The sequence below is a fragment of the Paenibacillus luteus genome, from assembly GCF_006542765.1.
In the GTDB taxonomy this organism is placed as follows: Bacteria; Bacillota; Bacilli; order Paenibacillales; family Paenibacillaceae; genus Pristimantibacillus; species Pristimantibacillus luteus.
This window is the reverse complement of record NZ_SKCD01000001.1, coordinates 173,170-196,636: the sequence shown is the minus strand read 5'-3', so window position 1 is coordinate 196,636 and position 23,467 is coordinate 173,170. Positions and strand designations below refer to the sequence as shown.

At 42.1% G+C, this 23,467-nt stretch carries 23 protein-coding genes; 6 read left to right on the top strand and 17 right to left on the bottom strand.

Annotated features, from left to right (window positions below; translation table 11 throughout):
• The 6 genes from E0496_RS00800 to E0496_RS00775 are packed head-to-tail and all read right to left on the bottom strand — an operon-like array spanning nt 1 to nt 4,672.
• Nucleotides 1-939: a type II secretion system F family protein gene (locus E0496_RS00800; RefSeq protein ID WP_141499727.1), complete on the bottom strand. Its 939-nt coding sequence runs from the start codon at nt 937-939 to the stop codon at nt 1-3.
• Nucleotides 939-2,279, bottom strand: coding sequence for an ATPase, T2SS/T4P/T4SS family (locus E0496_RS00795; protein ID WP_141499726.1), 1,341 nt, complete (start codon nt 2,277-2,279; stop codon nt 939-941). Before E0496_RS00795 ends, E0496_RS00800 begins: the two co-directional genes overlap by 1 nt.
• A complete protein-coding gene (locus E0496_RS00790) occupies nt 2,276-3,127 on the bottom strand; it encodes a ParA family protein (protein WP_141499725.1) in 852 nt (283 codons plus the stop codon). The genes E0496_RS00795 and E0496_RS00790 overlap by 4 nt, the downstream gene beginning before the upstream one ends.
• Nucleotides 3,117-3,878 (bottom strand): Flp pilus assembly protein CpaB, encoded by a 762-nt coding sequence (gene cpaB, locus E0496_RS00785; protein WP_141499724.1) that lies wholly within the window; start codon nt 3,876-3,878, stop codon nt 3,117-3,119. The genes E0496_RS00790 and cpaB overlap by 11 nt, the downstream gene beginning before the upstream one ends.
• Nucleotides 3,879-3,899: 21 nt before the next feature.
• Entirely contained in the window at nt 3,900-4,343 is a 444-nt protein-coding gene (locus E0496_RS00780) for a prepilin peptidase (RefSeq protein ID WP_141499723.1), read from the bottom strand.
• A gap of 5 nt (nt 4,344-4,348) precedes the next feature.
• A complete protein-coding gene (locus tag E0496_RS00775) occupies nt 4,349-4,672 on the bottom strand; it encodes a hypothetical protein (protein WP_141499722.1) in 324 nt (107 codons plus the stop codon).
• A gap of 146 nt (nt 4,673-4,818) precedes the next feature.
• On the opposite strand from E0496_RS00775, the gene E0496_RS00770 reads away from it, so the two are divergent.
• Nucleotides 4,819-6,045 (top strand): HipA domain-containing protein, encoded by a 1,227-nt coding sequence (locus tag E0496_RS00770; RefSeq protein ID WP_241674477.1) that lies wholly within the window; start codon nt 4,819-4,821, stop codon nt 6,043-6,045.
• Between the two features lie 17 nt (nt 6,046-6,062).
• Here the strand turns inward: E0496_RS00770 and E0496_RS00765 are convergent, their stop codons facing one another.
• From E0496_RS00765 to E0496_RS00715, 11 genes are all read right to left on the bottom strand, one after another.
• Nucleotides 6,063-6,272: a mercury transporter gene (locus E0496_RS00765; RefSeq protein WP_141499720.1), complete on the bottom strand. Its 210-nt coding sequence runs from the start codon at nt 6,270-6,272 to the stop codon at nt 6,063-6,065.
• 3 nt (nt 6,273-6,275) lie between these two features.
• Entirely contained in the window at nt 6,276-7,112 is an 837-nt protein-coding gene (locus E0496_RS00760; protein ID WP_141499719.1) for a conjugal transfer protein TrbL family protein, read from the bottom strand.
• Nucleotides 7,113-7,173: 61 nt separating this feature from the next.
• On the bottom strand, nt 7,174-7,404 hold the full coding sequence (locus E0496_RS00755) for a DUF6133 family protein (protein ID WP_141499718.1): 231 nt from the start codon (nt 7,402-7,404) through the stop codon (nt 7,174-7,176).
• A 63-nt stretch (nt 7,405-7,467) separates the two neighbouring features.
• Nucleotides 7,468-7,914: an Mbov_0395 family pilin-like conjugal transfer protein gene (locus tag E0496_RS37105; RefSeq protein ID WP_421922952.1), complete on the bottom strand. Its 447-nt coding sequence runs from the start codon at nt 7,912-7,914 to the stop codon at nt 7,468-7,470.
• A complete protein-coding gene (locus E0496_RS00745) occupies nt 7,803-9,407 on the bottom strand; it encodes a VirD4-like conjugal transfer protein, CD1115 family (RefSeq protein WP_141499717.1) in 1,605 nt (534 codons plus the stop codon). The genes E0496_RS37105 and E0496_RS00745 overlap by 112 nt, the downstream gene beginning before the upstream one ends.
• Complete coding sequence (locus E0496_RS00740) at nt 9,376-9,873, bottom strand: TRAG family protein (RefSeq protein WP_141499716.1); 498 nt, start codon at nt 9,871-9,873, stop codon at nt 9,376-9,378. The genes E0496_RS00745 and E0496_RS00740 overlap by 32 nt, the downstream gene beginning before the upstream one ends.
• On the bottom strand, nt 9,870-10,730 hold the full coding sequence (locus tag E0496_RS00735) for a hypothetical protein (protein WP_141499715.1): 861 nt from the start codon (nt 10,728-10,730) through the stop codon (nt 9,870-9,872). Before E0496_RS00735 ends, E0496_RS00740 begins: the two co-directional genes overlap by 4 nt.
• A gap of 38 nt (nt 10,731-10,768) precedes the next feature.
• The gene (locus E0496_RS00730; RefSeq protein WP_141499714.1) at nt 10,769-11,476 is read right to left on the bottom strand and encodes a hypothetical protein; all 708 of its coding nucleotides are present in this window, start codon (nt 11,474-11,476) and stop codon (nt 10,769-10,771) included.
• A 311-nt stretch (nt 11,477-11,787) separates the two neighbouring features.
• Nucleotides 11,788-13,029 carry a MobP3 family relaxase gene (mobP3, locus tag E0496_RS00725; protein ID WP_141499713.1) on the bottom strand — a complete coding sequence of 414 codons (1,242 nt, stop codon included), beginning with the start codon at nt 13,027-13,029 and terminating at the stop codon, nt 11,788-11,790.
• Nucleotides 13,004-13,486 carry a hypothetical protein gene (locus tag E0496_RS00720; RefSeq protein ID WP_141499712.1) on the bottom strand — a complete coding sequence of 161 codons (483 nt, stop codon included), beginning with the start codon at nt 13,484-13,486 and terminating at the stop codon, nt 13,004-13,006. Before E0496_RS00720 ends, mobP3 begins: the two co-directional genes overlap by 26 nt.
• 200 nt (nt 13,487-13,686) lie before the next feature.
• Nucleotides 13,687-14,682, bottom strand: coding sequence for a DUF3991 domain-containing protein (locus E0496_RS00715; RefSeq protein ID WP_141499711.1), 996 nt, complete (start codon nt 14,680-14,682; stop codon nt 13,687-13,689).
• 211 nt (nt 14,683-14,893) lie between these two features.
• Here E0496_RS00715 and E0496_RS00710 point away from each other — a divergent pair, with 211 nt between their 5' ends.
• The 5 genes from E0496_RS00710 to E0496_RS00685 all read left to right on the top strand — a co-directional run bounded on the left by E0496_RS00710 (nt 14,894) and on the right by E0496_RS00685 (nt 23,112).
• Nucleotides 14,894-16,189 (top strand): ComEC/Rec2 family competence protein, encoded by a 1,296-nt coding sequence (locus tag E0496_RS00710; RefSeq protein ID WP_141499710.1) that lies wholly within the window; start codon nt 14,894-14,896, stop codon nt 16,187-16,189.
• A complete protein-coding gene (locus E0496_RS00705; RefSeq protein ID WP_141499709.1) occupies nt 16,140-17,723 on the top strand; it encodes a Hachiman antiphage defense system protein HamA in 1,584 nt (527 codons plus the stop codon). The genes E0496_RS00710 and E0496_RS00705 overlap by 50 nt, the downstream gene beginning before the upstream one ends.
• Before the next feature lie 13 nt (nt 17,724-17,736).
• Nucleotides 17,737-20,286 (top strand): DEAD/DEAH box helicase, encoded by a 2,550-nt coding sequence (locus E0496_RS00700; RefSeq protein WP_241674476.1) that lies wholly within the window; start codon nt 17,737-17,739, stop codon nt 20,284-20,286.
• Between the two features lie 1,488 nt (nt 20,287-21,774).
• Nucleotides 21,775-22,380, top strand: coding sequence for a hypothetical protein (locus E0496_RS00690; RefSeq protein ID WP_141499707.1), 606 nt, complete (start codon nt 21,775-21,777; stop codon nt 22,378-22,380).
• Nucleotides 22,381-22,407: 27 nt separating this feature from the next.
• The gene (locus tag E0496_RS00685) at nt 22,408-23,112 is read left to right on the top strand and encodes a hypothetical protein (RefSeq protein ID WP_141499706.1); all 705 of its coding nucleotides are present in this window, start codon (nt 22,408-22,410) and stop codon (nt 23,110-23,112) included.
• Nucleotides 23,113-23,467: the final 355 nt, after the last annotated feature.

Genomic DNA, 23,467 nt, shown 5'->3' with positions numbered 1-23,467 from the left:
CTATCGTTTATATGCCAATGGTCGGGTTAAACGGATAACCGCTGCAAACGAGACGAACAATATTACACCGCAGAAGGCCAATACCATTTGTCCAGGTGTGCTGGTGGTGAGGGTGAAAAACCATTCCCGATTTAAGAAGTACAGCAGTGGAAGATTGCCCAGCATCAGCAAGGCCATGGTCAAAAACTCCTTGAGCGGTTCATAGAGTAAATAATCCAGTTCTGCCGAGACTACGCGCATATCGGACAATTTGGTCACAACAGGCATTAATGTAGATTTCAGTGTCCGATCATCCTGGCAAGCAATCAGTACATCGCACCATTCCTGAAATACGCTGTCATGGACACGACCTTTGAGCTGCTGGAGTGCCAGTCGCAGATTGGCATGAATGAGCTTGGATTCGGTCAGGAATGCCTGAAACACATCTGCTACCGGAGGATTCAGATAAGGTACATTCTCCTCTATAGCGGCTAAAATGTTTTCGTTCCGTAAATAGGAAGTCGTGATAATGGAGAGTGCTGTTTCCAGTTCGCCGTGCAATCGCTTCCGGTAAAAGGTTGCAGAGAACAGGACCAACCAGAACGGAAGTAAGGCAAAACCGCCGGATAAAACCGGCAATAACCAAAGGTTATGCAGGAACAGGCTCAGCCCTGCCCCTGCTATGGCCAGTAGTAAGGAAGCGGAAATCAGTAATCCCCACTGATGGCTGTTTCCCGTCTGTTTAAGAATCGCTTGTGCTTCTTGAACCGCAGCTCTCCAGCCTTTGAGCTTTTTGGGATAGTGAATCGCCCGAATTTGTTTGGTCAGCGGCTGCTTCCGAGAAGAGAGCTGGTTGAACAGGCTGGATAGCTCGGAGAGTAGGGTTCGCGGGGGAAGATTCAACAGAAATAAGCTGCCAGCGGACAAGCCTAGGAAAGAGATCAGAAATAACATCGTCATTAAGCCTCACCTCCAAGCAGTGTCAGTAAGCGCGGCAAGGGAAGCCCATTTTCCAGCAAACGCTTTTGCAGGCCAGGAGAAATGTCGTTAACCTTCTCATACTCCCCTTCAAGCACCATGTTGCCAGCTACTTCGCTTGTGGAATGAACGGCGTAGCGATAGAGCGGAATAATGTCGCGTGTGCCATCTGGCTGGATACGGCATTCCGTAATCTCCATGATTCGCCGGGAGTTATCCTCCAGTTTTTTGACAAACAGGATGAGAGGGAAGGCTTCCGTTACTAGATGGTACAAGGTGGTATCATTGATTTCGTATTTTTGCGTACAAAGCGTGACCATACGATAGTAGGTAGACAGGCAAGAGTTGGCATGAGTCGTTGTAATGACCGTATGCCCAGTGCGAGCTGCTTCTTGCGCAGCAAAGGCTTCGGCCGATTTCATCTCACCCACACAAATGACATCTGGATTAGCAGTTAGGGCAAATTCCAGCAGCTTTTCCTGATCAATATGCTGGCGAGGGTCTTCATTGGAACGGGTCACGGTATGCACCACGTTATTCACGACAAGCCCGGCATCGTCTTCAACGATTAAGTCAAACTCTCGTGCGCCGTTCTCAATGGTGAAAATTCGTTTATCGTAGGGAATGGTGGACAGCAACCAGCTCATCAGGGTTGTTTTCCCGCTGCCTGTAGCTCCAGTGACACACATAGACAGGCCGTAACGCAGACATACGCTCAAAAAATCCAGCATCTCGGCCGTTGCCGTGCCGCTGCGAACAAAGTCTTCCCGCGCCAGCTTTTGAGGGTTAATGATCCGAATAGATGCTGCGATGCCTTTCTCTTTATCGGTAATGGGTGGGCCAAACACGGTAATGCGAATATTGTTTGCCAGATGGCCGCGCACAATAGGTTGAGCGTAGTCCAGAATCATGCCGGAGTGATGCAGCAGTCGCCGAATCACGTCTATCGCATGTTCCGCAGACGTAAACTGTTCGTCCGCCGGAATGATGCGGCCATCCGTATAGCTGATTTTGACATCATTGTAGCTGTTAATATTAATTTCTTCTACCTCACGAGCAAACAGGTAACGGGTCAGGAACGAATACTCGACCATTTCGGCGTACAAACGATCCAGCAGTTCATCGAAGGAAAGTCCCGCTACATGCAGCCGATGATCGGTTACGTACTGGCTCATATAGGCATGAATTTGTTGTTTCTGCTCCTCCGGCTTGCGGCTCATTAAGGTGGCGTATTTGCTAGAAAGATAGCTCTGTACTTCTTGTAGGACATCGGCAAAGACTTTGGATTCTGTCGCTGAAAAGAAGAGAGAAGCGTTGTTCATTGTCCTTCACCTCTACGTTTTGGCCATAATCGTTTCAGGCGTTCGAGCTCTTTACAGAGTGATTGAAATGGAAGACGTACTTTGGACTTTGGGGCTTCCTTTCCTTCTTGTGGCTGAAGCAAGGTTAATAGTTGATTGAACGCTTTTTGATAGGCAATCGCTTCTTTACCAGAACCATGTTCCAGCAGCTTGGCAGCGGCAGTCTGCTGTTCAAGCTGTGCTACATGGGGCAGCGTAAGCTGAATGCCGCCAAATACGTGACGATACTCCCGGCTGTCCTGACTCGGCTTCACATTGGAGAGTACGGGCAGTACTGATGCGCGGCGAAATCTCGCATCGGCGACAAGGGGCAAATAGGAGGCATAGAACATCAAGCTTTTCAGGTCACAGCTATGCAGGCGCACAACATGATCTGCTAGCTCCAGCGCTACGGTGGAGAGCGGATCGGCGGAAAGAAAACTGGAGCAATCCACCAGTACCACATCCGCCAAATGGCGAGCCAGAGTCAAAAGGTCAACCACTCGTTCCCGATTGTAAGCGGCATACGTAAAAGCGTTGTCCCCTTTTTTATAGCCGAGCAGTGCGATGTGCGGTGTGACATCCAGCGGCATGGCAAAACGAAGCACATCTTCTTGCGATAGAGACGGGAGGCTGAGCAACTCCCCAAGCGAAGCGTGTTTGGCGGCTTCCTGCGGGGCAATGGTTGAGATCGAAGGGCAAAGGGCATCGCAGCAGAGAATGAGCACATTTTGTTTTTGTGCCGCAAAGGCTTGAGCCAGTTTGACAGTCGTGAGTGTTTTACCGCTGCTCGGACTGCCCCATACGGCAATCAAGGATTTATTGTTCACCGTCTTGGCCCTCCTTTGGCGCGGTGCTTGAGGAGAGGAACGCATCTTGCTTGTCAATGAAGGTTTTGGCGGAATCAGGTGTTCCCCGGTATACGAGTGTTGCGTGCAGCTTTGCTTTTGTTTCCAAATCAGCCAGCAGCTGTGATTGTTGAGGCAGCACCAGCAAGGTTAGCGTAGAGGGTAATTCATATTCGTCTTCCTGATTGTCAGATGAAGGAGGGTTTGTCTGAGCGTCTACGCCGCTGCTCGCGGTTACGGCCAACACTTCGACATATTGTAATTCCGGCGGCAGCGTAGTTGTACGCAGTTCACCATAATCGGAAGCAATCAAGGTAATGATGTCGCCAGGCTGCAACTTGCCAGATAAACCAGCGGCCAAGCTTTTAATGGTTACTGAAATGGCCTGCTTATGACCATTCAAGCGGCCTATATAAGCATCCAGTGGCGTTCTCGACAGCTTTGAAGGCATGATATAATCGCCTGGCTTCATATCCACTGTGGCGTATTGACCAATGACCGCATCAGGTGAAGTCAACACATCGATAGGCACACGAAAGGCTCCTACTTGAACCGTCTCGACGTGTGCGGCTGTAACTGTGACTCCTTTGGAAACGTCTTTGGCAATCCGAACGATAGTCATTTGTTCATTGCTTGTACGATTCAACAAAGGAGCAATGCCGAGGGCAAGTATGAGTGAAAGGGCAATACAAGTAATACCTACAACGGTACGATTGCGAAAAAAGGGTTTCAAACGATAACCTCCTCATCAATTTTAAATGGCAACATGGAAAAGGGCGGAACCTAAATAGGTCAAAGCACCGCCAGCAGACAGAAATGGAGCCAGCGGCAGGGCGGTATGCTTTGTCGCTTGGAAGCCATGACGTAAACCGAATACTAAGGCAAACAGAAGTACCAGCATAAGACCGAGAATACTTTGTAACGTGCCATAAACAGGTCCTAACACCATGCCGCAAGCAGACATCAGCTTAATATCACCGCCGCCTATTTTGCCGCCAGAGCATACGGCAGCTAGAAAATAAGGTAATCCGGTCATAAGCAGACCAAGAAAGGCAGGAAGGGGAGCACTTTGAAATAGCCCAAGTATGCCGATAGCCAGCGGCAGACGATTTGGGATCTGCCGTGTCTTTACATCGTATATACTGGCGATTAAAAGCAGCAGCGTGAACAAAATACCTATTCCTGTTGTTAAACTCATGCCGATCACTCTTCCCATTCCGGCCATGCACGGTAAGCATAATGCTTTTGGCTTTTTTTGAAGGCAACCATAAAGCGAAGTTGATCCAATACGGACAGGTTATGCCGATCCTTGGTCGTAATCATGACGGAAGCTGCTACACCGCTTAAAAACGTGACGATGATAAATGGGATACTGCCCTTAAACAGCCAAATGAGCAGGGCGACAGCCAGCGTTAGAGCGGAACCGAGGGCTGCTTGCAGCAATTGCCGCCTTCCAAAACCAGGAAACCATTCCGTCTCCGGTTTAACGCCCATAGGAATGTACAAGCTTAGCGGTTCTTGAGTCATTGTGGGAAAGTCTCCTCTCTACGGGGACATATGGAAAACATTGATTTCTTTCTGCGGAGCCTATTCAGACTTGTTATAATGGAAGAAAGGAAGCTAAGAATGGAGTAGATCGTATGGCAAAAACGTTTCATAGGAACTATGTTCTCATGCATAAGAACGAACCTGTTGCCGAGCTTGAATTGGATGAAGCGACGGTTTCCATTTCGGTCATCGGACAGGTTTATGCCGAGCGTCATGTGCCAGTAGGAGTTCCTGTCAAGAAAGGGAAAGTGGATCGTGCTGCCCTGAATGAATGGTGGAGAGGGCGTGCAATTCCAGCCAGTCGGGACGGGATTAAAGAAGCGCTCTTGGAATTAAACTTATCGACCACGCAAAAACTGCTGGATAAAAGCTTGGGGCTTAGCCTGTCCGATCAATATTGGATCATGCCAAAAGGTTCAACTATAAACTGGTCATCTATTAACTTTTTTGAAAATCCGTTTTCGGATGATGTTGGGAATGTCTTGTTCGGGCAAGGTTCATCCGATGCCATTAGTCTGATATCGCCGGACAATACATCGGATGGCTGGTTGAAAAAGAAATGGGTGATTGTGAGCGAGAAGCGTTGTCTGGTAAAAGGCGGCAGCGGCGCGACCCAGCAGGAGCCATACAATGAAGTGATTGCCAGCAAGATCATGGAGCGGTTAGGCATTCCTCACGTTCCTTACACTCTAATGGAGCAGGAGGAATATCCTTACAGTGTGTGTGAAAATTTCATTACCCCGCAGACAGAACTTATTACGGCCTGGTATGTGATGCATACCCAGCAAAAGCCTAATCATGTATCGGTGTATCAGCATTACGTGAACTGCTGTGAGAAGCTGGGCATCTCTGGTATCGCTGGGGCACTTGATCGGATGATGGTGGTGGATTATTTGATTGCCAATGAAGACCGGCATCAGAACAATTTTGGCGTGATCCGTGATGCAGAGACATTAGAATGGATTGGGCCAGCGCCCATTTACGATAGCGGATCGTCCATGTGGTTTTCTAAACCGTTAGGCTTAATACGAGCAGACGGCAAGCTGACATGTAAACCATTCAAACCTGACCATGATGAACAAATTAAACTGGTGACTTCGTTTGACTGGCTGGATTTGTCTGTGCTGCAAGGCATAGAAGAAGAGCTCAGGGATATTTTCCGTGGTTCCCTCTTCGTCGATGAGGCCCGTTGTAATGCGCTTTGTACGGCCTTGCGGCAACGAATAGAGCGTCTGGAGGACATCATTCGCTCCCAAAATCCACAAGCCTGGTTGGATGATCACCGCACGGATGTGAAGAAGAACATTGCATATAGCGGGTTGCAAGATGAGGAAGAAGAGTGGGAGAGATAACGGCAACGGTTGATGATTTACTGATAGTAAAATAAGATAAGCTCCTTCACCTGCCAAATGCTTTCAGCCAAAATATAAAAGATGACTACATTACGAGCACGCTTTTTGTATTTACTGGATTCCTCATCTGCACCGGATAAGCGAATCATCGTGTAGATGAAACGGAACACGCAGCCTACACGAATGAGCAGGATACAAGCCTGGGCCAACTCCTCCAGTGTTACCATAGCTTAACCAGCCTTGCTCAGCTTGCGTGCCATACCAACCAGCTTGATGCTGTGATAGACGTTGTTGACGACACCGCCTCCACCGCCAGTTGTGATGAGGAAGTCGGACAGGAAGCGAGGCGTGCGAATCGCCAGCATCATGCAGGCCATACCCCAAAATACATGATTTTGCAGCATCAGCCCTACACCGAGTTTGGCAAGCGCAATCTGAATGACGACAGCCAGCATGGACTGGGTGAACTTTTGGGCATATGCCCGGAAAACACCTTTGTCGTTGTCCAGTAGCCCGACACAAGCCAGTGGAAGGCCAACCCGTAAAATAAACATCTCCAGTCCCCGCATGAGAAACTGAAAGTACAGAATGAAAAAACACACAATGAAGATGAGTCCGAACAAAGCCGTTACCAGTCCGGCCGATTCCAGCGCACTAACCCAAACTTGCCAATTATACTGGGTAGATTGCCCAATTACGCTGAGCAAACGGTCGGTCAAATCTTCAACGATACTGCCAAGCCAGGAGTAGACGGTTGGGAAACAAACGGCTACAGCCATGGCGCGAAAGAAATTGGTGAGAAGGAACAGGGGTTCTTCGTCTGGATCGCCGTCGCTCCACAATACATAAATCTCGAATCCTTTTTTGAGAAATTTGAGAATCATCAGAGCTACTCCAAAGGAGAATATGATGTCGTACAAGTCTTCCAGCAAATTAGCACCGGTGGTCATCGTCATGTATGTCTCCGCATACAACGAAATGGGAATGATCTCTTTTAAAAGCGTATCCAGATAGATCAGTGAACCGTTTAAAATAGCAATGATGAGCAATAACAGAATTTTATCCATTGGCCCTCCTCCTCTCTGCAAGGCGCGGTGTTGTCGCCGCACCTCACTGAAGGTAGTAGATTTATCCCTTGTAGTTGAACATGTCTTTGATGCGCTGTGTTAGGGTCGGCAGGATGGTTCCATTAAACAGCAGGTACAGCCCCGCCAACAGCAACGCACCAATGACGACGGCCATCAGAATTTTCACAGCACTATCTACAAAGCCTTCTCCACGTCGATTACCAAGCGCTTGTTTGGCCAAAACCACGGTGTATACACTTTTTTCTTTGATTGCCTTCATCCATCTTTTCATTGTTCAAAACCTCCAAAAATAAAGTTGGAATATTAAGAGTGAGCCGTATGAGGCAAGTTCGGTTTATTTATAGTAACCGATAATAAGGTTCAGCGTAGCCGATCCTAGCACAGCGCCGATGCAAGAGATGATCGCTACAATAATCCGATTGTTCCATTTCTTTGTGTCCATTTCGTCAGCAGCTGAGCGTCGAATACAGAAATAAATAATGAGTAGGCCCGCTACAACGGGAGCTAGGATCATTAGCCAGGTGGTTACATCACCAATTAGCTTCTCGGTTCCTTTAACCAGCTTGCTGTTTTGAATGTCTGATGCTGAGGCCGATGGGGCAACTCCTAACAGCCAGCAGGTGGCAAAGGCACTTGTTGCAAATTGCCTAATGCGTCTCTTACCGCTGATTAATCGTCTGAGGGAGGAGTCATAAACCCACCATGTGCTCCTGCTGCTTGCTGGCGCTGTTCGGCTAGTTGCCTCGTAATGTCCTTTTGATAGTAAATCCAGATGTTCCATAGTTTCACCTCCTCTCTCGTATCCGTGAGAATTGGTCGCCGCTGTTCACGTTCTTCCCGCAGCTTTCGGTTATGCTCTTTGTCTCCAAGGCCCATCATACGGTTGAATGCCCACTGACTCAGATCAGGGGAAAACATCATGGCAGGATGAGAGCGGGAGAGGACAATTTGGTAAGGGCGGGAGATGCGGCGTACTTCATCTACCGTTAGCAGCTTGCGCTCCAGTAGATTGAGCGAATGCGAGGTGGTTGGCGTGGAGTATTTGCCGTGGGAAGCAGAGAGCTGGTAGCTGGAGGTTGTGTATGTTCCCAGCTTTTCGCTAATTTCGCGAAGCGTCTCCAGATCATCCGCCTGCAGATAAATCCAAGTTTGGCAGTTACTCTTGATTGTGTTGGCGGCATGATCATCGTACTTTTCCTTCAGTTGCTCAAAACTCTGTAAAAACAAGTTGAAGCGCATCCCACGTCCGCCGCCAACGGTGAGTTTGTTGGTGAAGTCTGCAATCGGTGTGAAGTTGCCGAACTCGTCCAGAATAAAGTTGACTCGCTGCTGTAAACGCCCACCGCGCTCATCGGCTTGAGCGGTCAGCAGTTCATAGAGCTGGGACACCATGAGGGAGGCGACGGGGTAGAAGGTCGTTTTTTCATCCGGCAAAATAATAAAAAGCGCCTGTTTCTCACGACCCAGATCGGCCAGAGAAAAGTCGCTTTTATGGGTAATGGCATAGATGGATTTCGAGGTGAACAGCCGGAGCGTGGTGAGTGCTGAGGTATAGAAACTGCCTTTGGTGCGGGAGGGCGCAATATCCGAAATGCTGAGCAAGGCTCGGGCCGGGTGCTGTTGAGGCAACCGTTTGACGTATTCTTGCATGGGTGTTTTATTGCCGATTGGTCGGTTCATTTCTGCGAGGAACCAGTAAACATTGGTCAGGTTTTGATATTCAGGACGTTTAATGTTGTCCCATACCACGCTGAGAATAGAAGCGGCAATGACGGACATTTCCCCGTTCGTCCAGATTTTTTCCCCTTCCGCTTTGCCAACCAGCACTTGTGTCATATCCCAGGCCAGCATTTCCGCTTGTTCCTGATCTCCCTTCAAGGCAGCATCAATGACGGGTTGGAGCAGGTTGTAATGGTGGCTTTTTTCAGGATGGCGAAAATCCAGTGTCCGTACGGTGTAACCTAACTTTTCCAACAAAACATGGCTGAAATGAAATAATTCCGCTTTGGGATCACTAATGACGATGGATTCTCCAGCAAGTCCCAAAAGGCCAATGGATTGCAGCACGACGGAGCGAGATTTGCCGCTGCGGGTTGCCCCTATGCAAAGACTGTGAACATCGTCACCGATATAATATAAGCGCTCCTTATTGCGCTGCTGATGCAGCCCAAGGACAATTCCGCCAGAAGAGAAGGAAGGTGGAGCATCATGGGTTGAATCGGAGTTAATGGCTTTCATCCGTCTAGGAATCCCCTTCAGGTGAATGAACTTCATGCAAAGCGTCCTCCTTGTCTTTGGAATTCATAAAGGTCAGGTCGTCATAACCAGTGTCCATTAAGTGCCGGATGAATGGATGTCCAAGGTCAACCGTTTGACTTTCAAATAAGTGGGGCATTTCGTTCTCCTGCATCCAACGTGCCGAACCGTGCTGATGCTGTCCGACTGGAACCGGTGTTTCAATTCCCGGAGCAACTCGCTTCAGCTTGCTTTGGTAAGGCTGACTGTTCGCCAGGAAGAATAGGACAGCCAACACCATTACAATGCCCTGAAAGCATAGAAAAAGCAGTAGATGAGCCTTGGTGTACAGCAGACTGTTGAGGCTAAGGCTTAATGAAGGGAAAGCCAACGTTCTCGTCGTTCCAGACAAAAGGTTATGCAAGGCCGTAGTGAAAAAAAGATTGAAGACGGCTCCAAGTGTAAGGAACAGCAGTGAAAGCCACAGCTTGGTTTTGAGTGTCACCACTCTATCTCCTCGCATGGTTCAAAAAAATCTTCGGGAGATTCCCTAGCCTGTAGTGCAGGAGAACCGTTCAACGGAGCATAGGCAGACGGAAGTTGAGCCTCTGTCTCTGATGGAAATGTCTCGTGCTGAGCGGCATAATCAAGCTGTGCTTGCAAAAAGAGTGACTTGGGAGCAGGGCTATCATGAATATGCCCCCATTCCTCCGTATGCAGGTTGTGCATCCCGACATATTCAGGGTAATCGTCGCAAAGCGTATGCAGTAGACTGTCTTCATTGATGACCTGAACGAGTACGCCAGGATGCGAAGCCGACAATTCATAAACCGGAATGGCACAGTCACCCAGCGGGTAAAAGTAGTAATCCCCTTGACCGGAAGCATGGTGGAGGGCTATATCCGATAACACTTGATTACCGACAGTTTGATGTACAGCAAGCTGCTGGATACCTTGCCGTTCTGTAAGGTAAATACCGTTGTCCCAGCGATGAGACGGGCTTAGTGCCTGTCCTGCTGCGTCTTGTGGCGCTTCAAATTCCCCAAAGTATTTAGGTGCAAAATAGCGCCCTTCCTGTGCCAGCTTGTTCGGGTTGGCTGTCACCTCGCTAAGTTCCGGATGGTTGATTGCCCCTTGCTGAGCCAATTCATAGGTAGGGACAATGCTTTTGGTATCATCAAAATAGAGGTGATCACCGTGTTGTTGTCCTAGCTTCAGCGCTTCTTCACTGAGCATTTCTTTGGCGAAATCGGCATCTACTGCCAGTCCTTGATTATGTTCGGTTTGCAGGGCATAAATATGCAGCCCGATTTCGACGCAAGTCAAGATGGTTCCCCAAATGGAGGTTTGCGGTTGCGGCATGAGAATCCCCTCTTTCTACAATAAATAACGGGTATGACTTAACGGGATGGTTCAGCAGCATCCAGTACATCAGGGTTGCCGTCAAGGTCATGGGCAAATTCGGCATCATAATTAAGATGAATGTCCCGTTCTTTCAGCGCGGGCAGAAGGTCTTCCAGACGATCAATCAGGATCTGCACTTGTTCGAATTGCTCCATCGTTTTGTCATTGGGGGTAATAAGGAACTTGACCATTTCATCATGGATGAGTACCAGTTCCGATTCGCTGAACAGTTTTCGGGCATCTACCAAGCCGCTGCGAACAGCGAAGCTTTCCATGGCCTCATCCTTGTTGTAAAAATATTGCCGCTGTACAGGTGCTTGATTGTCTGGGGCCAGACGGTAGGTGGAGAAGACGTATTCAAATAGCGGATGATGCTTGCAAGCCAGAATGACATCGCCGTGTTCGCAAAGCTTATACACACCATTTGCAATTTTTTCGGTCTTGTCGTGATAGGGCTTCTCTGAGCAAATACCCAATTGAAATGCCGTTTTTTTGGCTAGGTCATGAATGCTGCTCATTAGCCGATCCGGCACAGTAACAAATGGGTTTTTCTCGATGTTGTCTGTCCGAGTAAAAAAGGCAATGAGTTGGTCATTTTGATAAAGGTCGGCCAAGTAGTCGGCAGAGTTGGAGCGGCGAACATCCATGCCTTGTACGGTAAGCGCAGCGAAAAAAGCTTTGTAAAATTCTTGTTTGCTTTTCATGGGGCGTCACTCCTACAAATCAATAGGAGAAGTCGTTTGTTCCCCAAGTGTTTCCCGATTTTTTGGTTTTAAATCCGATGGCTTTGGGGAGGAGCTAGTTTTCGATTGGGGCTGTTTTTTTGGGCTGCGATGATGGTGATGCGGAGCTTGCTTCATCATCTGCTCAAAGGATTGCAGTCGACCATTTGTAAATAACATAGGATCTGTCCTTTCTGATTAAGTGTTGTTATCCATAGAAAAATGATTATTATGCACAAGTTATCCACGACATTGCCCATAAAAAACACGCCTTTCGCAGCGAGTACCGTGGTTTATCTTCCTAAGCCCTGATCCTGATGCCGTAAAAACCAGTCTTTCTTGGCTTGCTTGGATAAATCGCCTCCCATTACTTTCACTTTCTCGTCAAAATCCAGTTGAGCAGTCATAGCCATTCCTTCCATCACATGAAGCAGTTCCAATAGAAGTTGCTCTGCCATTGCTGTCTGGCGCTTGGCTTGATGCAGGTGGAAATCGGCGTCTTTTTCCAGCTTGATGATCGTTCGGATGGTGGAGAGGACACGGTTGGCAATGCGCTTTTCTGCTTCTGCCTGATACCGGAATCGCTGTTTTTCCAATTGTTCTGGATCGGATGTATACAGCTTGGCTAATCCCAGTTTGGCTTGCACGTAAGCTTGTGTCATTTGATATAAATAGGGGGTGTCCTTCAGTACATGTTGAACCAGTTCGTCTACTTGTTCCTTTGCATTCGGCGGCAGCAGCTTGTATGCGAGTCGGCCTGTTTTGGGCATTTGATTACGCAGCACCATGAGTCGTGAAGCAAGCTGTTCTAGGGTCTGCTTGTCCACCAAATGATGCTTGGGCAAACGAAGCAAAGAATCCTCATCCTCATGTTCAAAACGCTGCTGGAGGGATTGAAATGCTTTGGGATTCAGCGATTTCATATAGGTTTCAAATTGTTCAATAACTTGATCTGTGACGCCTGTTATGCCTAACTTAGCCAGATCGCGTTGTTCGCAGAATGCTTTGATCTTAAAAGCAAACGTATCCTTAATGAGTTGTTTGCGAATTCGGTTGGGAACTTCGGGATGGGTAAAGTTTTTCATGACCGCCTGCGCCTTGTCCCAGAAGACGACATGTAGATGAGGATGGTCTTTCTCATTGTGAAAGGCAGCTGCCCAGCACAGGTTTTCGATTCGGATTCCATTTTGAGCGGCAAGGGTAGCCATATGCTGCTCGGTGTACTGCTGCCATGCGGCAAAGTCATGGAGGCCCAATTCCATCGCCGTTTCGGTGCGAAAGGAAATAACACTGCGATACATGTTTTTGCCTTGCTGGGAAATTTCTCTGGCAATTCGAGCGACTTCTTGCCAAGACTGAAAGCTTTGTAAGCTGCCCGGCTGTATTTTACCAAAAAGTCCATGAGGCAAGTTCTCATGCCGGACTGCGCCGGGGCGAGTGGCAATGTAGCCAATATGGACGTAGTTGCTGACAGGGGTTTTGTGGTGGTTGGGGTGAAAGAAGCGCTGTTTATAGATTAGGGCTGACAGTAGCATCACCTCCGCGCAAGTGCTCGATGTTTTGCTCGAAGGCATCGCCAGAGAGAAACAGCTTTTCGGCATCAGTCAGTTTCATCTTGGTATACTCCACTGCTAATTGCCGTGCTTTCTTTTCAATCTCTCGGAAGGTGGTATAGCGGTTGGTGTCGATGAGATCCGTAATGATGGCAATAGTGGAATAGTACGCGGCAGCAGACATGATGAGGTCTTTGCTGGCAAGTCCGGCCAGCCGGTTGCTGAGTCCGCCGATGGAGATGTTGATTTCCTGACGGATAATGGATGTAATAAAGTCGATCTCTTGGGTATACGACTCGATAGACATGCCCTTCTGAACAAAGGCTCTTACAACATCTGCCATGGTGAGGTGTTTGGAGGCTGCGTATTTTTTCAGCGCATCATACTGTTTCTTGGGGAGTTTGACGGTAATTTGTACGGTCTTTTCAGGTTGGGCCAAGGGCATCACCTCGCTATAGGGAGTTCCGTCAGCGACATTCGATCATCGGGGAAAGAACCCCAAAAATGTCGGTGGAAGCTCTGCTTCCACGCGGTTTCTTACGCCAAATGACATTTGGCTATTCCTGCCTTTACACCCAGACAGAGGGTGGACCTCTCTGTCTGGGGATCGGCAGTAACCCTATCCAATGAGAAAAAAGTTTAAGGCTCATGGTCACATTCCTCCTCTGTGGGGGATAGCTTCGCTTCACGCTCAGCTTGTCGGAAGGCTACTAAGTCTTCGTTAAAGTCTTTATTTTGCGGCGTTTGGGTCGAAGTCTGATAGCCCAGCTCCGCATACTTTTGGGTAAATTTAAAGGCAGCCTCTTGTCCCCAATTGGGGGCAGGGCTGCCGTCTTTAAAGGTGGCAGTATAGTCATTGTCCAGACAGAAGATGATTTCCTGGATGCTATGGCGAGAGAGGAAGTGTTGAAGAGCATTATTGGATAAACAACCAAGAGAGATACGGTGATCGGCTCTCCAGTCCAAGCCATCCAGCTTTGTAAGAGTAGCATGGCTCATTGCATCGATGGGGCTTTCGAATACATAAACGCGTTTGTTGGATGAGTTGGTTGAGATATAGAAGGGATAGCTTTTATCTGAGAATTCTCGGTCCTGTTTAAACATGCGCTCTGGGTTGGTACCCCTCATGGAACAGTACTTTGGAGTCTCATCTTGGTCGTATCCAACGAAAACACAGTTCCCGGTTACAGCTTGCTGGTAGAGCTTTTTTTCATGCATGAGTTGAGATACGATTTCGGAGTCAATTCCTCGAATATTAATGAGATACCATGCGGTCCTACTATAATTGGGTGCCTTATTCGGAAGAATGAGCTGTTCGGCTTTTTTTGAAACGGGAGAGAGCGGCGAGCAGTGGGGATTGGGGATCTCATTTTCTAAGAGTAGGGTAACAGCCTCCTTGAAATTTAGGTTCCAAAATTGCATGACAAAATCAATGGGACCGCCACTATTGCCTGTGGAGAAATGATGATACTTATTATTATTCTTGAAAAAGTATAGGCCACCACTGTGCTTCGCATGGAACGCGCGGCGGCCGCCACTTTGAAGGATGTAACCTTGAGACCGAGCAAATTGTATTAGGTTAATGTTTTTTGCCTGGGTGATCTGAAAATGATTTATTGACGTTTCTCTTCTCATGTTAAGCACCTCAAATTTAAGTATGTCGTCACATAAGCATTTCTGAGATAAAAGAGACAAATAAGAATAGGTCTTTTGAAGGAGGAAAGGGAGTGGGTGTCGAATTAGGAAGAATATGCAAAATGGAGTGTGGATAAATTTCCAATTATTACGGATAACTTAAATTCGAAGATCATCATGTTAATCTATACTCGGAGCGGGTGAATATTGATTGCTAAAAATTGAGGTTTTTCCAGCATCATATGGTGATAGTTTTTTGGTAACCTGTATGGGCAAAGAAAATACTTATCTTCTTATCGACATGGGATTTATGTCAACCTATTCAAATAGCATTAAAGAGAAACTAATAGAAATTAATAATAATGGTGAGAGCTTATCTTTGATAATCTTTACTCATGTTGATGATGATCATATTTCGGGCGGGATAAAGTTCTTCAGTGAAAATGGTCAGTCTGAGAAAACTAATATAATAAAAGTGGAGAACGTTTGGTATAACAGCTTTAGGCACTTGCAGTTTGATAAACAAAAAAGTGGGCTGCTCGATAATGAAATTCAGAAAACGGAACATAAGAAAAATGAATTCATACTGGAAGATATAACAAATAAAGGGCGTCCTAAAGAGCAAGGTTATAAGACTATAGATAGCATTGGTGTTTCAAAAGGATCAACCCTAGCTTCGTTATTATATTATTATAAATATTCAGATGTTTGGAATTCTCACTTTAGTAGTAATGCAGTGACAGTAGAGAGATTGCATGATAATAGTAATTCTTGTTTCAGAAAAATCGCGTTAAATGAAGATGTGAAAATCACTATTTTATCGCCTGATACAGATAAGCTACAAGCGTTAGATGATTTGTGGAGAGAAAAGTTAGTTTCAGAAGGATTTAGAGGTAAAATATCGAGTGATAAGTTAATGGATGATGCTTTTGAAGTTTATTTCGCAAATATACATGGATCCAATCCAAGAAACAGAAAATTATATAATGTTTCATCGGATAATGACATAATGCGAACAGCTAATGAGCCTTTTGAGCCTGATAGTACGACGGTAAATGGAAGTTCGATAGCATTTATTTTAGAATTTGAAGAAAAAAGGGTGCTATTTTTAGCTGATTCACACACTGATATAATAATTGGAAAATTGAAGGAAATAGCTGAAAAAGAAAAAGTGGAGAAAGTGTTTTTTAATGCCGTTAAAGTTTCCCATCATGGAAGTAAGCATAATACAAGTATTGAACTGTTAGAACTTATTGATACAGATAAATATATATTCTCAACGAATGGGAGAGGAAAGGGTTTTACACATCCCGATATTGAAACTATTTTTAGAATAATTTCCGTTAATAGAGATAGATATAAAACACTGATTTTTAACTATAAACCAATTCATATCATAAAAATAATCGACAATGAAGAATTGAAAGAAAAATATAATTTTAGCATTGAAATTACAAATGATTTATCTGAAGGAACAGAAGGGTTTATCGCTACAGTTACACTTTAAGGGGGCAGTTACAATAAATAAGGTCAAGCAAATTTATGATATCTCAGCCAGTTTATTATGCGGCACTAAGGGGACAGCTTTTTTTATTGAAGAGAAATATGCTATTACTGCGAAACACTGTGTGGAAAAAAATATTGAGAGTGACCAGGAAGTAATATTATCTTTTTTTGATGAGGAAGGAGTAGCTAGAGAACGTATAGCAAAGGTTATCAGTTTTGACAATCAGTCCGATATTGCATTGTTAGAACTAAAAGAATCAGTAACTCATATAACAAATTGGCTGCAAATTTGTGTCGATGAAATAAGTGAGACAGATCACTGGGAGACTGTTGGCTATCCTGAAAATTGGAATGAGGCTAAAGAAGGTACTAAGCATTGTTATATAAATGGAGATATTCACTACATTGATAATTTCGAAAAACAGACTGTTTATGATATTCATTTGCTGAGTGATCTAATTAAAGAAGATTGGCCTTATACTTTAGGGGGATTATCAGGATCACCTTTAATTATTGAAAATAAAATATGTGGGATCATCGTTAATGAAGAGAATAGTGCAATAAAATCTCAACTTAAAGCCGTTAGTTTTAAAAAATGCGAAACATTTTTTATAGATAATCCAAGAAAGATCATGTCTTCTTTTCAAAGTAATAGTCCTCTCCTTAAACGGCGTATTGAGACGCAAAAGGCGAGTTGTAAAGAATTCTTTGAAAAAGTAAACATTGAAAAAGATAACCAAGGATTAAGTATATCAATTGATCCCTACTATTTAAAATATCATGAAGATAAGAGTAAGATAGGGAAGTTAGCAAAGTATTTGGCTGCCGCTTTGAATCAATACGTATGCAACTTGAATGAACTTGTTGAACTATCACAAGATCCTATGAAAATCTTAGAAATCCATAAAAAGACGAAACTTGCAATTCATGAAATTCATAAACAAGGAAAGCTTGGGGCAATATTACTTTGGATGCTTTTTGAGGGAGTTCTTGGAGTTTCAAAATACTTCACAAGATTTAGTATAGAGGGTAATAATGATTCATTTAATGAAGTATATCTAGGGATGCGCGAAAGTAAATTACTATTTTATTTAGGTGAAGGTAAATTGAGTACAGACTTTAAACAAAGCGTGAGGGACTCAATTGAATTATTAGAAAGTAATATCGACATACAGAACGACATTTTTATATCTGATGAAGGCATGTATGAGCATATGAATTACGGGTATTTCAAGCAACAACTTGATAATTTTATTAATAATAAAACCAGAAATTGGGAAGATGTCATATTGGAAATTACAATATTCACTGGTTATAATTCTTCAAGAATTAAGGGGATTGAAGATGGTGGTCATTCTAGAATAGAAGAAATAGTAAAACAGCTCTATATAAAAGAGTCTGGAAGCAATCATGATTATATTCACGATGAGATAATTTCATTTTTCAAAAATAATAATGTGAAAGTTAATTGGTTTATTCTTCCTTTTAATGATATTTCAGCATTTGAGCGTCTGATCATAGAAGAATTCGCTTAGAAAGGAGATCCAAATGGAGACTTTAGTTAATAGAATTCATTCTAGAGAAATAGTGAATGAACTGCTTAAAAAAATTAAAACTATAGAGGTTTATAATGAGTTTTTTGATAAAACGAATGAGGAACCTCAAAAAGTTACAATGGATGAAATAAAAATACTTCTAGAATCTGCAAATATTCTAGCGAATTCTCTGAGTATTGATAATAGAAAAAAAGCTCTACAAATTGCCACTACGCTACCGTTGATTAATCCTTCGAAAGGTGTCAGTTTAAGTTCTTTTTTTGTATTAAGAAAATTGGGTAATTATCCAGCTATATCGTTGCTTCAAAAGAAAAAGGATATACGTGATTACAAGAAACTTTTAGGTGGATTATCATCTCTTGAATCCTTTGTTCTAGAGAGTATTAATACTAGGAAGTTTTTAGATGAAGATTATTTACTGACTAACTTTCAAAGAAATGTATCAGATTTGATTACAGAAGTGGACGGGTTAAGTGTCTCGGCTCCTACCTCAGCTGGAAAATCATTTATTTTTTTGAAAATTTTATTAGATCAAGTCGTGAAACAACCAGGAGCAACGGCCATTTATATTGTACCGACAAGAGCCTTAATTAGACAGGTTATGAACGATCTTTTATCATACATTCAAGAACTAGAGTTAAAAAATATTAATGTAAGTTGTTCATCTGAAACGGAGAATTTAATAAAAAATGAGGGCAGATCCAATATACTTGTTTTAACACAAGAGAGACTATATCATTTATGTGCTGATTTAGAATCCTCAAAAAAATTGAATACAAACATAATTGTTATTGATGAGGCACATAATATTCAAAGTGGTGGTAGAGGGATTCTACTAGAAAACTCAATTAAATTTGCTCAATCTTTATGGCCCACTGCAAAAATTCTATTCTCTAGTCCATTAGTGGAAAATCCAGAAAAATTGCTAGAAACATTTGAAATCACAAATGGAACTGATGAAAAAGAAAAACTCCCCCTTGTGAGACAAAATTTAATTAAAGTTAACGTTAATCAAAATAAACTATCAGTAAACACTTATTTTGAAGACGATGAAGATGAAAGAGAGATAGGAGTAATTGATTTTTTTAGAAATGGAACTACAGAATACAGATTGCTCGCTGATATTGCATCTCTATTATGGAATAATCAGACATCCATTATATATGCAAGCGAACCGATGAAATCAACTGATGTTATAAGAGCACTTAGTAACAATGGTAAATTTGATAAATTGAACAATGAAAAACTAGATGAATTTGCTGATTTTATAGAAGAATATATCTCGAAAGATTTTGAATTAGCTAATTTTATACGATGTGGTTTAGCCTTCCACTTTGGTTCATTACCCCCTATCATAAGATCAGGTATTGAAGACTTATTTAAATCTGGAGATTTAAAAATTGTTAGTTGTACATCAACCCTCCTTGAAGGAATGAACATGCCTGCAAAAAACATTTTTGCGTATAAACCTGAAAAAGGAAACAGTGAACCTATTGACAAACTAAATTTTTGGAATTTGGCAGGTAGAGCTGGAAGGATGGGGAATGATTTTTCGGGAAATATCATCTGTATTGAATTAGATGAGTGGGAAACAAATCCAACAACTGGATCTAGGGGATTAACCATCACTCCTGCTACGGAGAAAATACTAACGAAAGAAAGCGATAAGTTTAAAGAGTATTTATTAAATTATGATTCAGAATCCAAATTGGATGATTATAATGAACAAATGATATCAGTAATTTTAAATGATAGAATGCGAGGGAAGACGTTAGAAAGTTCTATTTATGTAGATGATTTTAATGAGAAGAACCTAATTGAGATTGATCGAATTGCTCAAACGATGATAGATGAATTTCTTCCTCCTTTGGATTTATTACATAGAATTCCTGGCATAATGCCTCAACGAATCAATGACTTATGGCGTTTATTTGAATCAACGGCTGAAATAGAAGAATTGTTTCCTTTGTATCCCGTTCCTTCTTACGGCGCTAGTTACCAAAGATTTAAAATGATAGTTACAATAAGCGGTATTTTGTTTGAGAACGATGATTGGAAAGAAAAATTTATTAATATGATCTCTATGAATGGATTTAGGTGGATGCTTGGAGATTCTTTGTCATCAATAATATTTTATAATAAGTCTTTACAAGAGAAGAAAGGAAAACAATTAACGAGTCTTGTTAAAACCAGAGTTGAGTTTTTAAATAATATGATTAGATATAAAATTGTAAAGTATACTCAAGTATATACAGAGGTTCTAAAAGCATATTTACAATCAATAGGAAAGAAAGATGAAGCTGACAAGCTTATAAATTTATCAGCATATTTAGAATATGGGGCATGTAGTATCCCAGCTCTTGAGTTTATGGCTATTGGACTTCCAAGGGAGGCAGCTATTGTTTTAGCAAAAGAACTCGGCTTTTTAGAAGTTTATACTTCAGAAGTATGCCTCCATTGGTTAAGAAATCTAAATGTTGAAAATTTGAATGCACCGAACTACCTGATGAATCAAATAAAGATTGTACAAAGAACTCTGTAATTACTAGCTCCACGTTACAAAATATATAAAAATTTAGTGTCTAGCATAATGTAATTTGAATGAGAATTATATTTAGAATGTTAATTTTAGGGGTGCTTTAGGAAGATTTTAAATATCGCCATTACCACTCATGTGATATGTCGAATAAGAAAAAGAAATATGCTTTTCAAAAACTGCTCTGGACAGAGCAGTTTTTTGCGTTTCCGCCGTCTTTTAAGGTGACATTTTGGTAGTAATCTAAGTAGAAAATGATTTCATGGATGCTGTGGTGACATAGAATATGTTCGAGGATACATTTGATAAGCAAGTTAAGAGATACTCTATTATTGGCTCTCCCATCCTTACGAAAGGGAAACGTGATTCATTACATCAATGGGAATTTCACATACGTAAACCTTTTGGCTGCTTCCGACTGTCTGAAGAGAAAAGCTTTTATCCGAATAGTCCGATCCTACTTGAAATGACGGTTTGATTTGGTGCCCAGTAGGGAGCAGTATTTGGCTGTTCTGCTTTGATCGTTCTGACAAAGGTACAATTTTCGATCATGTCCTGCTGATACATTATTTTTTGGTAGATCATTTACTAGGCAATTTTGGACCGGATATGAATAAGTTACCATGCTGTGCGCTTATAGTTAGGCGTTTTATCTATAGGAAGGAGGCGGTGGTGTTCTTTTTAATTGATACAAGCAGAGTGTGCGGCAGTTGATCCATAAAAGTTGATGGATTGAATTTTGACCAATATTGAGGGGGCTCAACAAGTATGAGGTTGGCAGCGTTTGGATCAAAATGAACTTCAACCTTGTTGTCACATCGATTCGTATAACGGGCTTGGCGGGTGTTCATTTTTAGTAGTTATGTTATGTGATTTGATGCATTCAAGAAAATCTTTTAAACGATCCCTAATTATATTTAGTATTTGAAAAAGGGATAACCAAGGATTTGTCGAAATTAGTATTTTAGTCTCATAATTTAGTATGGAAGTTTCATGTTTATAAAGTTATTCCAGTGTAGTTTTAAGAAGACATCATGCTGAGAAGGTTAATTGTTATGCAAATATCAAAGTTTAGAAGATGATGCCTTCTGGAGTTTTCAAACCCAAATACTCGCGGATATGTGTGCATTCTTTGTTGCGCTATCGCGGGCAAAGAAACAGTGTTTCTATACCTTTAGTGCTTCAAGAGAATTATTACGTTTAGGGAATATTCAGGTAAGACCTCAATCAAATAATAGTATCTCTGATTTTTATCAACTGCTGCAGAATGCTAATTTTGATGTTAGAAACATTGCAGATATAAACACAAATTGAATTTGTATGCCAATTAATGAAGTGAGGTAATACATTCTGGAGATTTTTGGAGTAGAAATATCGGTCATTATTATTGCATTAATAACAGCCTATATAGGCTATCAATTTAATCGTCGTGCAAAAAAAAGAGAAGCATTTCTTAAAGAGTTGAGTAATAGCTAAAATGAAGTTTATTCTCCAATGTTTGAATTGCTGTCTAACATTATGATGATTGACGAGAAACCGCAGAAGCTGACATTGATTGATTCCTTCGTACAAGAATACTCAGGAAAAGAATCGAAAATTCGATATATTGCTTCATCGTTTGTATTAGATTACTTTTATAAGTTGAAAGGAGCTCATTTAAATTATAAACAAGAAAACAACAGGGTAAACGAACGTGAATTGTTGGATATGATTAAGGAACTTTATCTTATGGTCGAAAATGAATACTGGGATGCTCATGATATTATCTATGAGGATCATAAACAGTTTGTAAGTGATACATTTAATAATCCTATCTTTGTAGTTTTAGGAAGTCTATTTAGAATCGTATACCATCTATCTGTATTTTTGTTTTGGAGTAGTGCGATTGTTCTTTATTTTACAATTGCGCATTTAATTGTACCTCTAGAATTGGTGCCCAAATGGTGGAATATTTATTATGGCTTGTTTTTACTAGGTATGACAACTATTGTCTTTGCTATAATGATGATGTTTAAAGAAGTGGTTATTAAGAAAAACAGAAGAGAAAGTAAGGTCGTGAAGAATGTTAAGACAACCTTAAAAAAGCTATTAAGAAGATAACTATATCAATATTGCAAGGAGGATTATATGAGTCTAAAAAGTATTTCGCAAAATAGGAAGTATGCTTTTTTTTCCACGTTAAAGTCAACGTCGGTAACAGTAATTCTCCTTATTATTATATACTACATTGGTAATCACTATCTTCCAGTAGTACTATTTGAATATTCTAAACATCTTAAATGGTTATTAGTTTTATACCTTGCTTACTCTTTTTACATTGATTATTCAAGATTATTAGATTATCTAAATCAGGGAGACCATATTCAAATTATAAAAGAACGCTCGAAGTATCCGATAGCTAAATTTAAGAACGCTATTGGAATGAATGAGGTTTTTCTAGAATTATGCGATAAAAAAATTGAGTTTGTTAAGTATACATCACCTGTTCCTTTCATTATCTTTTTTTGGGGATTAGTAATAAGTAATAATGATTTGAAAATGTTAACTGAAAAACTCCCCTACATAGGACTTAACATCAATTACAAAGACGGTTTAGTTTATTTAGGATACGCATTGTTCGGAATATATCTTTTACTTATTAGACACTATCTATACGCATATAAAATCCAATACTTAAAGCTGCAAGAATACAAAAATGAATTACAAACATATGAAGAAATTCTCTTGTCAATTAAGGAGACTAGAAGAGTTGACTACGAAGAAACAATAGAGTTAATTTTGAGGAATAAACCATCTCCCAAAAATAATGATAGAATATCTAGATACGAGTAAACCCGTGGTAAGTAGTATCATGATAATGATGGACGGATACAATTTAAAGAGTACTAAAGACCCTTCCCATTAAGAAGGGTTTTATATTTCTCTTTCCAATTCTTTATTCATTTCATTGGAAGATTGCTCATTTTCAATATTCGGATCATCAACAATCGCTTCAATGTACAATGAATCCTCAAACTCTAGAGCGGAATTAATTTCAGATTGCCGCGAGACCAAAGCTTGTAACTGGTTGTTAAATTCAAAAGACTGTTTGACTTCATTTTTGGCTATTTTAAGTTGGTCTAAAATGTTTTTTCTTCAACTAATTTAAAAAAAGTGGATATTTTCTCAATTATATTCTCTATTCGGG